Raw genomic sequence first — 11,903 nt, 5'->3', positions numbered from 1 at the left:
TCACGACCCTGTGCTCTCGCGCCGGACGCGATGAAGAGGCCTTCATCGCGTTTGGTACGGGGCGTCACCAGGTGCGGAGGGTGACGATGCGCTCTTCGAGCTGCTCGACGGTCGCCATCGCCGTCGGCGGCCCGCCGCAGATCCGGCGGAGTTCGTTGTGGATCGCGCCGTGCGGCTTCCTCGTCCGGTGGTGGATCACGCCCACCAGGGCGTTCAGCTCCTTGCGCAGGGCGCCGAGCCGCTCGCTGACCGACTGCGGCCGCGCGACCGGCGCCGCCTCTTCGGCCTTGGGCTTGCGCCGCTTCTCGTCCGAGAGCTGCTCTTCCTGCCGCTTCCGCAGCAGGGCGCGGACCTGGTCCGGTTCGAGCAGCCCCGGCAGGCCGAGGTACTCCTGCTCCTCGTCGGAACCGGAGAACACCGCGGTGCCGAAGGAGTTGCCGTCGTAGATGACCTGGTCGAGCTCGGCGGAGGCGCCCAGCGAGGTGAACGCCTTCTCTTCCTCGCCCGGCTCGTCCTCGGTGCGGTTGGCCTGGGCGAGGAGTTCGTCCTCCCAGCCGTCCTTTTCCCGGTGCGGCTTGCCGAGCACGTGGTCGCGCTGGGCCTCCAGCTCACTGGCCAGTTCCAGCAGCACCGGCACACTCGGCAGGAACACCGAAGCCGTCTCGCCCGGTTTGCGCGAACGCACGTACCGGCCGATGGCCTGCGCGAAGAACAACGGGGTCGACGCGCTCGTGGCGTAGACGCCGACAGCGAGCCGCGGGACGTCGACGCCCTCCGACACCATCCGGACCGCGACCAGCCAGCGGTCGGTCGAATCGGAGAACTCCTTGATCCGCCCGGACGCCTTGGGGTCGTCGGAGAGGACGACCGTCGGTGTCTGGCCGGAGAGGCGCTCGAGGATCTTGGCGTAGGCGCGCGCGGAATCCTGGTCGGTGGCGATCACCAGGCCGCCCGCGTCCGGGATGCCGTTGGCGCGGAGCTGCGCGAGCCGCGTGTCCGCGGCCTGCAGCACCGCCGGTACCCACTCACCGGCCGGGTCGAGCGCCGTGCGCCAGGCCCGCGCGTTCTGCTCGGCCGTCAGCGGCTCGCCGAGCCGCGCGGTGAACTCCTCCCCCGCGCTCGTGCGCCAGGAGGCTTCGCCGGAGTAGGCGAGGAAGACGACCGGCCGGACGACGCCGTCGGCGAGCGCGTCGGCGTAACCGTAGGAATGGTCGGACTTGCTGCGCTGGAAGCCCGAACCGTCGGGCTCGTAGGTGACGAACGGGATCTGCGAGTCGTCGCTGCGGAACGGGGTCCCGGTCAGCGCGAGACGGCGGACGGCGGGCGTGAACGCCTCACGGATCGCGTCGCCCCAGGACTTCGCGTCACCGCCGTGGTGGATCTCGTCCAGGATGACCAGGGTCTTGCGGTTCTCGGTGCGCACGCGGTGCAGCGTCGGATGAGCCGCGACCTGCGCGTACGTCACCGCGACACCTTGGTAGTCACGCGAGGTGGCGCCGGCGCCGTTGCGGAAGTTCGAGTCGATCGCGATCCCCGCGGCCGCCGCCGAGGCGGCCCACTGGTGCTTCAGGTGCTCAGTCGGCGCGACGATGGTGATCGCTTCGATCGTCCGGTCGCTCAGCAGCTCGGCGGCGATCCGGAGACCGAACACCGTCTTGCCCGCGCCCGGCGTCGCGACGGCCAGGAAGTCCTTCGGTTTCTTCGTCAGGTACTTCGTCAGCGCGCGGCGCTGCCAGGCACGCAGCGGGCGGGCGGTGCTGTCCTTCGCCGCGGGAGGCGCGCCCAGCTCGCCTCGATTGCGTTCAGCCGTTTCAGACATGCCGGTTCCCCTCCTCCCTCACCCGAAACCCCTGGTCACACGCCCTGTCACAAGCGAAAACCCCCACTTTGGTATCCGGCCGCGACGCCGGCGCCTGAGGTGAGGGCACTCCAGTGAGCCTACCCGCCGGGCCCGTGGAACGCCTGAAGCGCCACCCCCGTTGTCGGTTTACTCACCCGAAAACCCAGGGGTGACGAGCCGAATGCCCGGGCATGGACCATGCTGGACCCCGTCAAGGGCGCTCGGCGCTGGCGGAGGAGCTGCATGAGCGAGGAGAACGGCCGGGACGAGCCGGCCGCCGAGGTCGCGAAGGTCCGCAGGGGCCCGTTGCGCCTGCTCAGCCGCACGCTCAACAAGGCGTGGGAAGGCAACATCTTCTCCGAGGCCGCCGAAGCCGCGTTCTGGCAGACGCTGTCGCTGCCGCCGCTGCTGCTCGGTCTCCTCGGTTGCCTCGGCTTCGTCGGCGACTGGTTCGGCCAGGAGGTCGTGACCGCGGTCCACGACCGGATCATCACCTTCAGCAAAACGATCTTCAGCGACAACGCCGTCCACGACATCATCGAGCCGACGGTCAACAGCATCCTGTTCGTCGGCAAGGGCGAGATCGTCTCCATCGGCTTCCTGATCTCCCTGTGGGCGGGCTCGTCGGCGATGTCGTCGTTCGTCGACGCGATCACCGTGGCCCACGACCAGTACGGCGTCCGCAACGACGTCTGGCAGCGGATCTTCGCGCTGCTGCTGTACCTGGCCGGGCTGGTGATCCTCGTGGTCGGGCTGCCACTGCTGGCGATCGGACCGGATCTGCTCCCCCAGTTCTTCCCGAACGACTGGCGCGACACGGTGTCGTTCTGGGTCGGCACCCTGTACTACCCGGTGCTGGCCGTGATGATCGTGCTGGCGCTCACCACGCTCTACAAACTCTCGCTGCCGCGACGGCTGCCGTGGCACCGCGGCCTGCCGGGCGCGATGCTCGCCATGGGTGTTTTCCTGCTCTCCAGCATCGGCCTGCGGATCTACCTGAACTGGATCACCAAGACCGGCTACACCTACGGCGCGCTCGCCGCGCCGATCGCCTTCCTGTTGTTGATGTTCTTCATCGGGCTCGCGGTGGTCGGCGGCGCGTACTTCAACAGCGCGATCCAGGAACTGTGGCCCGCCAAGGCGACGAAACGCCAGCGCCGGAAATGGCGGCGGCTGGAGATGGAACGCGCCAGCGAACGGATCCGCGCCGAAGAGGGTCGCAAACTGTGGGAACGCACGACCGTCCCGCTCCGGCGTCCCCGCCAGAACGGCGATTCTCCCGACGGTGACGCCGAACACGCTTCGGAACAATCGGTGAACGAAGAAACGCAGAGCGAAACCGATCAGGTGACGGAACGGCGAAGTTGACACCGGTCGGGGGATGACCTCATCCCGAAGTCGTACTCCGATTCCACCCGTGGTGTGAATCCAGTCCGCCCTCCGCCATGAAAAGCTCGCGGTAATCCGCACGTTCCCGAGTTGCCTTTCTGGGGGATCCCGTCATGTCCACGCTGGCCAGACTGAGCCTGCGCAATCGAAGTCTCATCGGGCTGCTCGCCCTGGTGGTGATCGGCTTCGGCGCCTTCGCCCTGCCGCAGCTGAAGCAGCAGCTGTTCCCGTCGTTGCAGTTCCCGCAGGCGCAGATCATCACGCCGTACGCGGGCGCGTCGCCGGACGCGGTCGACCGCCAGGTCACCGAACCGCTCGAGGGCGGGCTCCAGGGCCTGAAAGGGCTCGAAGAACTGAACTCGACGTCGTCGGAGGGCCTGTCGCGGATCACCGCGCAGTTCGAATTCGGCACGGACATCGACGCGGCCGTCGGGCAGATCCAGCGCGTCGTCGACGGGGTCAAGGCACGGCTGCCGCAGAACAGCGAACCGACGGTGTCGGCGGGTTCCACCGACGACCTGCCGGTCGTGCTGCTCGCCGCCGGGACCACCGGCGACCCGCAGGCGCTCGCGCCCGCGCTGACCGGGGAGGTCGCGCCGGAACTGCGCAAGATCGACGGCGTCCGCGAGGTCGACGTGACCGGTGCGCGGCAGCCGCGGGTCACCATCGCGCTGGACTACGCGAAGCTGGCCGCGGCGGGCGTCGACCCGTCGTCGATCGCCACCACGCTGCAGACGGCCGGTGCCGCCGTCCCGGCCGGGACGCTGACCGAAGGCGACAAGACGCTCACCGTCCAGGTCGGCGGCGGACCGACCACAGTGGACACGATCAAGAACCTCTACCTGACGCCGACACCTTCGTCGCGTCCCGGCGCGCAGGCGGCCAAGCCGGTGCAGCTCGGCGACGTCGCGGACGTCCAGGCGGGCTTCGCGCCGCCGACGTCGATCACGCGCACCAACGGCAAGCCGAGCCTCGGGCTCTCGATCACCATGGTGGAGAACGGGAACGCGGTCGCGATCTCGGAATCGGTGCGGGACAAGCTGCCCGAGCTGTCGAAGAAGATCGGCGCCGAGATGAGCGTCGTGTTCGACCAGGGCACCCCGGTCAAGGACGCGATCAGCGGGCTGACCACCGAAGGCCTGCTGGGACTGGCGTTCGCGGTCATCGTGATCCTGCTGTTCCTGATGTCGCTGCGGTCCACGCTCGTGACGGCGGTGTCGATCCCGCTTTCGGTGGTCGTGGCACTGCTCGCGCTGTGGACCGGTGACCTGTCGCTGAACCTGCTCACCCTCGGCGCGCTCACCATCGCCATCGGCCGGGTCGTCGACGACTCGATCGTGGTACTGGAGAACATCAAACGACATCTGGCGTACGGCGAGGAAAAACAGCGCGCGGTCCTCGACGGCGTGCGCGAGGTGGCGGGCGCGGTGACCTCGTCCACGCTCACCACGGTCGCGGTGTTCCTGCCGATCGCCTTCGTCGGCGGTTTCGTCGGCGAGCTGTTCTCGCCGTTCGCGATCACCGTCACCGTGGCGCTGCTGGCGTCGCTGCTGGTCTCGCTGACGATCGTGCCGGTGCTGGCGTACTGGTTCCTCAAGCCGCCCAAGACCCCCGCGAACGAGCACGAAGCCGAGCTCACGCGGCAAGCCGCGGAGGACAAGGAACGTCGCGGGCTGCTGCAGCGCGGATACGTGCCGGTGATCCGGTTCGCCACCCGTCGCCGGGTCACCGTGGTCCTGCTGGCGCTGATCATCTTCGGCGGCACGGTCGGGCTGGCGTCGCAGCTGAACACGAACTTCCTCGACCAGTCCGGCTCGACGACGCTGAGCCTTTCGCAGAAACTGCCGCCCGGTACCAGTCCCGAGGCCAAGGAGAAGGCCGCCGGCGCGGTGGAACAGGCGCTCGCCGCCGAACCCGCCGTCGAGACGTACCAGGTCAGCATCGGCGGAGGCAGCTTCTTCGGCGGCGGTGGCGGCACGGCGACCAACATCCAGGTCACCGTCGCCAAGGACACCGACCTCGACGCGCTCTCGGATCGCTTGCGCGGCAAGCTGGACAAGCCGGAACTCGGCGAGGTCAAGATCGGCGCCGAAGCCGGCGGCTTCAACTCCGACGGGGTCTCGATCACCGTCACCGCTCCCGACGAAGCCTCGCTGAAGCCCGCCGCCGAGCAGGTCCGCCAGGCCCTGTCCTCGGTGCCGGAGCTGACCGAGGTGACCAGTGACCTCGCGCAGGGCTCGCCGCGCGTGCAGGTCGAGGTCGACGCCGCCAAGGCCGCCGCGAGCGGGCTTTCGGCGACGACGATCGGCCAGATCGCGAACCAGGCGATCGCCGGCCGCACGGTGACCCAGCTGCCGGTGGACGGCCAGCGCACGGACATCGTGCTGCGGGCGGGCACGGCCCCGGTGTCGGTGGACGCGGTCAAGGCGCTGCCGATCCCGAGCGCGACCGGCGTCGTCCGGCTCGACTCGGTGGCGAACGTGTCCACTGTGGACGGCCCCGCCGCGGTGCACCGCACCTCGGGCGAGCTGAGCACCACGGTCACCGCCAAGAACACCGGCGCGGACCTGGCCGCCACCACGAAGGCCATCCAGTCCAAACTGGACGGTCTGACCTTCACCGGCGGCGCGGCGTACAAGCTCGGCGGCGTCAGCGAGGATCAGCAGGAGGCCTTCGGGAACCTGTTCCTCGCGCTGCTGGCCGCGGTCGCGATCGTGTACCTGATCATGGTCGCGACGTTCCGCAGCCTGCTCCAGCCGCTGATCCTGCTGGTGTCGATCCCGTTCGCGGCGACCGGCGCGATCGGGCTGCTGCTGGCCACCGGGACCGCGCTGGGCCTGCCCGCGCTGATCGGGATGCTGATGCTCGTCGGCATCGTGGTGACCAACGCGATCGTGCTGATCGACCTGATCAACCAGTACCGGGCTTCGGGGATGAGCGTGTCCGAAGCGGTGGTCGAAGGCGGCAGGCGACGGCTGCGGCCGATCCTGATGACCGCCGCGGCGACCATCTTCGCGCTGGTCCCGATGGCGCTCGGCCTCACCGGCCAGGGCGGGTTCATCGGGCAGCCGCTCGCGATCGTGGTGATCGGCGGACTGGTCAGCTCGACCCTGCTGACGCTGATCCTGGTGCCGACGCTGTACACGACTGTCGAGACGCGGAAAGAGAAGCGCCGCGCGAAGAAGGAGGCCCGGCGTTCGCGGTCTTCGGAGGCTCCGGCTTCCGAGACGCTGACGCCCGAGCCGACTTCGTAGACCTGGGGGCGGGGGGGGAGAAAGGCACGCCGGGCCGGTGGGACGCCCGGCGCGCCTTTCGCCTTTTCGCGTTCAGCCGGGCGGGCGAGTGGTGAGGGACAGTTCTGTTGAGGGGTAAGTCAAGTGCGGCGTGGCGTGCCGCTTCGCTCACCCGCCTGCCGACTTCGGGTGTCGCGAAAGCCACTTTCGGGACGTCTGATGTCCCGAAAGTGGCTTTCGCGACGTTTCCGAGGCTCCGTCGCCGCCGAGGACCGCAAGACCTGAGCCGACAGGTCCAGGATGTCTCAAAGGGCCCCTTCAGGACGCTCAACGTCCTGAAGGGGCCCTTTGAGACATGCGCTCTCGACGCTGACCAAGATCCGGTACCGGGAGGCACTCACGAGAACCAGCGCGGCTCACGCCTTCCGGAACCGCCACGTCTTGCTGTCGAACGCCACGCACCACGAGGGCGACAGCACGACGACCCGCAGGGTCCCGTCGGCGGCGACGTCGATGCCCTCGGTCTCGAAATTCCCGCTGCAGGTGCTCTTCAACGGCAGCTGCCCCAGCGACGTCACCCGCCCGGCGACGTCCGAGCCGGACAGCGCACCGGAAAGATCGACCTGCAGCAGCGGTTTGGTCGTCCCGAACAGCGAACCCTCGGGATCGTCGGACGCGCACAGCAGCCGCGTCGCGGTGACGAAGTCGCAGCCCTGGATGTCCCGCACCGGCTTGTCGAGCCGGATCGCGGACGAGTACGGCAGGTTCGCCGACGGGTTCGTATGCGCGACGCCGGGCATCGGGTGCACGAGGAGCCTGTCCATCGTGCCCCACTCGCCCGCCACCATCCAGCGCGCGTCGGGGGTCACGGCGGCGAACGAGTTGTTGTTCGCTTCCCACGATTCCAGCGCGTGCGTGTAGTTCGTCCAGGTGCCGTTGGGCGACTCGACGCGGAAGAGCTTCGCGCCCCTGTCGTCGCGCTGGTACGGCTCGACGTACCAGCCTTGCGCCGACCCCGGGTCGCCGATGTGGTTCCAACCCTGCGAAGACAGGTTGACGGGGACTGTCGTGATCCCGGTGTAGCGGTAGATGGTCCCGGACGGCCGCTCGATGGTGGCCAAGCCCTGGCCCTCGTCGAGCGGGCGGGCGTTGTCCGAGCCGACCGTGGTCCAGCCCGTCACGGCCTGGGCCGCGGCGGGGGTGAAGACCGCGAGCAAAAACCGAAAAACAAACAAAAAGGAGGAAAAACCAAAAAAAAAGAGAGCAAAACAAAACAAAACCAGTGTAGCAAAGAAAAAAAAAAAAAAAAACAAAAAAAAAAAAGAAACCAAAATAAAAAAAAAAGAACAAAACCCGAACCGCCCGTAAACTAAAAACATAAAGACTAATAAAAACGAAAAAAAACGATAAACCAAAAAAATAAAAATAAAAAGGAAACTAAAAACACGAAAAAAAAAACCCCAAAAAACAAATAAAAGGAATTAACGACAAGAATAATCCAATTTATATTTATTTTTTTTAAAATATTTTTAGTTTTTAATGAGAGTAAAAACATAATTAAGAAAAAATCGAAACAAAAAAATAGAACCAAATAAAACCCAAAAATATAAAAACGGAACCAAAAAAAAAAAATTAACAAATAAAATAAAAAATTAACATAAAACAAAAAACGAAAACAGACGATAAACGCGGGGGGGGCGATAGCGAGCACGAATCCCGGTTCTGCGCATGAAGGCTCCGTCCCGACGGGTTTTCGCTGGCGGGTACTGAATTACCAGCGAAAACCGGGACGGGCAGCCACCATGTGAAGGATTTTCAGATTTTGTCCGGTTTCGGACACCGGACCGTCAACCGTCAGTCGCCCGGCTTGAGACCGTCGTAGATCTTCTTGCAGTCGGGGCAGACCGGCGAACCGGGCTTCGCCGACTTCGTCACCGGGAAGACCTCGCCGCACAGCGCCACCACGTGCGTGCCCATGACCGCGCTTTCGGCGATCTTGTTCTTGCGCACGTAGTGGAACATCTTCGGCGCGTCGTCATCGGTGCCGTCGGTGCCCTCGGGACGGGTATCCGGCTTCGGAAGGGTCTGTGTACTCACCCCTCCATAATGCCCCAAATCCTCCTGCGCACACCGGCGACCTGGCAGGATCTCGCCCATGTTCCAGAAGGTGCTCGCGACATTCGGTTCGGGCGGGGCGAAGATCGACGCCCGGCTGCTCGACCGCTCGGTCTCCCCCGGCCGTCCCCTGCGCGGCGAGGTCCTGCTGCTCGGCGGCGAAGTCGATCAAGAGATCAACGGTCTCTCGGTGAAGCTGCTCGCCCGCGTCCAGACGCCGGACGAGCGCTCCCCCGGCGTCGAGGACCTCGAGTTCGGCACCCAGCAGCTGGCGGGCAGCGAGCGGATCGGACCGGGCCAGCAGGTCCGGATCCCGTTCGAGGTCGCCCTGCCCTGGGAGACGCCGATCTCCAGTGTCTTCGGCAAACCGCTGCACGGGATGGCCGTCGGCCTGCAGACCAGCCTCGACATCGCGAACTCCGTCACCGACCCGGTCGACGTCGACGGCGCCTCGATCGAGCCGCTGCCCGCGCAGAAAAGGATCTTGGACGCCTTCAGCCGGATCGGCTTCGTCTTCCGCGAGGCCGTGCTGGAACGCGGCCGGATCAACGGCGCGACCCAGCAGCTCCCGTTCTTCCAGGAGATCCGCTTCACCCCCTCGCCGCGGTTCGCGCCCGTCTTCACCTCGGTGGCGGTGACCTTCCTGTCCTCGGCGGCGGAGACGCAGGTCGTGCTGGAGGTGACGAAACGGGTCCGGGTGTCCAAGAGCGGCGGGTTCGGCGGCCGCGGCCAGGAGTTCCTCGGCCTGTTCAAGGTCGACCACGCGGCGCTGGAACGGGTCAACTGGGAGCCGCAGCTCGAGGGCTGGCTGCACGAAGTGGCCAAAGCGCGCGGAATCTTCGACTGAGATGGACTGGCCGACCGCGATCACCAGGCTCGGTGGCGATCACCGGATCGCCGCCGTCGCGTGGAACGACCTCGAAACCCGCTACGCCGAACCGCATCGCCGCTATCACGATCTCCGGCACGCCAAGGCCGTCGCCCGGGACAGCGGCGCCCTCGCCGTCGCCTTCGGCCTGAGCTCCCGCGAGCGAGCCCTCGTCGCCATCGCCGCCTGGACGCACGACGTCGTCTACGACGCCCGCCCCGGCGAGGACGAGCAGGCCAGCGCGGCCTGGACCCGTGACGAGCTCACCAACGCCAGGGTCCCCGAGGCCGAGATCACCCGTGCGGAGGATCTGGTCCTCAGCACGATCCACCACGCCGCCCCGGACGACGACCTCCTCGCCACCGCCCTGCTCGACGCCGACCTCGCGATTCTCGGCGCCTCACCGGAGGGCTACCAGGAGTACGCGAGCGGTGTCCGGGAGGAGTACTCGATCTATTCGGACGAGGACTGGCGCGTCGGACGCGCGACCGTGCTGGAGAGCCTGCTCGCCCGGCCGCGGCTGTATCGCAGCGAGATCGCGCGGGCACGCTGGGAGAGCAAGGCGCGGGAGAACCTCGCGGGCGAGCTGACCCGATGGCGTGACGCGGACCCACATCACCGATGATGTTCGTTCGTGACTCCGCAACTGTCCCTTCACGAAGAGGTCGCCTCCGCCCTCGCCGACGGTGACCCCGTCGTCGCACTGGAGAGCACCATCCTCTCCCACGGTCTCCCGCCCGGCCGCAATCTCGACGTCGCCCGGCGGCTGGAGAAGGTCGTGCGCGACGGCGGCGCCGTTCCCGCGACGATCGCCGTACTCGACGGCGTCCCCCTGATCGGGCTCACCGGCGAGCAGCTGGAGCGCGTCTGCGCGCCCGGCGCGGACCTGGACAAACTCTCCCTGCGCGACATCGGCCCCGCCGTCGGCCTCGGCCGGTCCGGCGCGACGACGGTCGCGAGCACCGCCGCGCTGGCCGCCGCTGCCAGGATCGGCATGTTCGCCACCGGCGGGCTGGGCGGCGTGCACCAGGGCGCGGCGCAGAGCTGGGACGTCTCGGCGGATCTGGGCGTACTCGCGAAGGTGCCGACCACGGTCGTCTGCTCCGGGGTGAAGTCGGTACTGGACATCGCGGCGACGCTGGAGCTGCTGGAGACCAACTCGGTGCCCGTACTGGGCTACCGCACCGGCGAGTTCCCCGCGTTCTACCTCCGCTCGTCCGGCTTCGAGGTGCCGTGGCGGGTCGACGACGCCGCGCAGGCGGCCGCGGTCATCGCCGCGCACCGGGCGCACGCCGATTCCGGTGTACTGCTGGCGAATCCGATCCCGGAAGCGTCCGAAATGGACCGGGAACTGCACGACCGGCTGCTCGCCGAGGGACTGGAACTCCTGAAATCGCAAGGGGTCCACGGGAAAGAGGTCACACCGGTGCTGCTGGAGCATTTCCACACCGCGAGCGGCGGCGTGAGCCTCGACGCCAACGAGGCGCTGGTTTTGTCCAACGCGGCACTGGCCACCGAGGTCGCCGTCGCGCTCGCCGGGAACGCGGCATGAGCGGCATCGTCGTCGTCGGCGACGTCGGACTCGACGTGGTCGCGCGGCACGAGGGCCCCATCCCGCACGGCGGCGACATCCGCGCGAAGGTCCACTTCACCAGTGGCGGCGCGGGCGCGAACACCGCGCTCTGGCTGCGTGCCGAGGAAGCGGAGACCACGCTGATCGCGCGGATCGGCGACGATTCGGGTGGCCGCATGGTGAAGAGCGAGCTGGAAGCGGCGGGCGTGCGCTGCGAGTTCGCGGTGGACCCCGAGGACCCGACGTTCTGCGTCGTGGTGCTCGTCGACGGCGACGGCGAGCGGAGCATGCTCGCCGACCGCGGCGCGAACGCGAAGTTCGCCCCCGAGGACATCACCGAGCAGGCGCTGAGCGGGGCGAGCCACCTGCACCTCTCGGGCTACGTCCTCTTGTACCCGTCGTCACGGCCCGCGGCTCTCGCCTCTCTCGCGGCGGCGAAGAAGGCCGGGCTGACGACGTCGGTCGATCCGCAGGCGGCGACGCTGATGACCGATCCGGCCGGCTTCCTCGACGACGTGCGCGGCGTCGACCTGCTGATGCCGAACACGAGCGAACTGGTCGCGCTGACCGGGTCGAGCGATCCGGCGGCGGCGAAGGAACTGCTGGACTACGTGGGCGAGGTCGTCGTCACCGCCGGTCTCGACGGCGCCAGCTGGGTCGACGCGGGCGGCACCATCACCTCGGTGCCCTCGGAGCCCGCCGACTGCGTCGACTCCACCGGTGCCGGGGACGCCTTCGACGCCGGTGTGCTGGCGGCGTGGCTGCGCGGCGAGTCGACTGTGGAGGTTCTTCGCGCGGGCACCCGCCTGGGCGCCCGCGCGGTCGCGAAGGTCGGCCCTCAGCCGTAGCTGGAAGTCCGTGAAGGCCTCCTTGAGGGACTCTGAG

At 67.5% G+C, this 11,903-nt stretch carries 9 protein-coding genes; 6 read left to right on the top strand and 3 right to left on the bottom strand.

The window, feature by feature from the left end; genetic code table 11:
• Positions 1–64: 64 nt before the first annotated feature.
• Entirely contained in the window at positions 65–1,819 is a 1,755-nt protein-coding gene (locus HDA45_RS34835; RefSeq protein WP_184902637.1) for a DEAD/DEAH box helicase, read from the bottom strand.
• Between the two features lie 264 nt (positions 1,820–2,083).
• Here HDA45_RS34835 and HDA45_RS34830 point away from each other — a divergent pair, with 264 nt between their 5' ends.
• Both HDA45_RS34830 and HDA45_RS34825 read left to right on the top strand, forming a co-directional pair.
• Positions 2,084–3,208: a YihY/virulence factor BrkB family protein gene (locus HDA45_RS34830; protein WP_184902635.1), complete on the top strand. Its 1,125-nt coding sequence runs from the start codon at positions 2,084–2,086 to the stop codon at positions 3,206–3,208.
• Positions 3,209–3,342: 134 nt separating this feature from the next.
• A complete protein-coding gene (locus HDA45_RS34825; protein WP_184902633.1) occupies positions 3,343–6,483 on the top strand; it encodes an efflux RND transporter permease subunit in 3,141 nt (1,046 codons plus the stop codon).
• A gap of 395 nt (positions 6,484–6,878) precedes the next feature.
• On the opposite strand, the gene HDA45_RS34820 is transcribed toward HDA45_RS34825, so the two are convergent.
• Together HDA45_RS34820 and HDA45_RS34815 are read right to left on the bottom strand one after the other, a co-directional pair.
• Complete coding sequence (locus HDA45_RS34820; RefSeq protein WP_246480889.1) at positions 6,879–7,679, bottom strand: hypothetical protein; 801 nt, start codon at positions 7,677–7,679, stop codon at positions 6,879–6,881.
• 637 nt (positions 7,680–8,316) lie between these two features.
• Positions 8,317–8,559 carry a DUF3039 domain-containing protein gene (locus tag HDA45_RS34815; protein WP_005164469.1) on the bottom strand — a complete coding sequence of 81 codons (243 nt, stop codon included), beginning with the start codon at positions 8,557–8,559 and terminating at the stop codon, positions 8,317–8,319.
• 58 nt (positions 8,560–8,617) lie between these two features.
• On the opposite strand from HDA45_RS34815, the gene HDA45_RS34810 reads away from it, so the two are divergent.
• The 4 genes from HDA45_RS34810 to HDA45_RS34795 are packed head-to-tail and all read left to right on the top strand — an operon-like array spanning position 8,618 to position 11,866.
• Positions 8,618–9,424, top strand: a complete 807-nt coding sequence (locus HDA45_RS34810; protein WP_184902629.1) for a sporulation protein — start codon at positions 8,618–8,620, stop codon at positions 9,422–9,424.
• A 1-nt stretch (position 9,425) separates the two neighbouring features.
• Complete coding sequence (locus HDA45_RS34805) at positions 9,426–10,070, top strand: HD domain-containing protein (protein WP_184902627.1); 645 nt, start codon at positions 9,426–9,428, stop codon at positions 10,068–10,070.
• Between the two features lie 9 nt (positions 10,071–10,079).
• Positions 10,080–10,997: a pseudouridine-5'-phosphate glycosidase gene (locus HDA45_RS34800; protein ID WP_184902625.1), complete on the top strand. Its 918-nt coding sequence runs from the start codon at positions 10,080–10,082 to the stop codon at positions 10,995–10,997.
• The gene (locus tag HDA45_RS34795) at positions 10,994–11,866 is read left to right on the top strand and encodes a carbohydrate kinase family protein (protein ID WP_184902623.1); all 873 of its coding nucleotides are present in this window, start codon (positions 10,994–10,996) and stop codon (positions 11,864–11,866) included. Before HDA45_RS34800 ends, HDA45_RS34795 begins: the two co-directional genes overlap by 4 nt.
• Positions 11,867–11,903: the final 37 nt, after the last annotated feature.

The sequence above is a fragment of the Amycolatopsis umgeniensis genome (genome assembly GCF_014205155.1).
GTDB classification, from domain to species: domain Bacteria; phylum Actinomycetota; class Actinomycetes; order Mycobacteriales; family Pseudonocardiaceae; genus Amycolatopsis; species Amycolatopsis umgeniensis.
The sequence above is the reverse complement of the archived record's forward strand: the minus strand, read 5'-3'. Positions and strand labels throughout refer to the sequence as shown.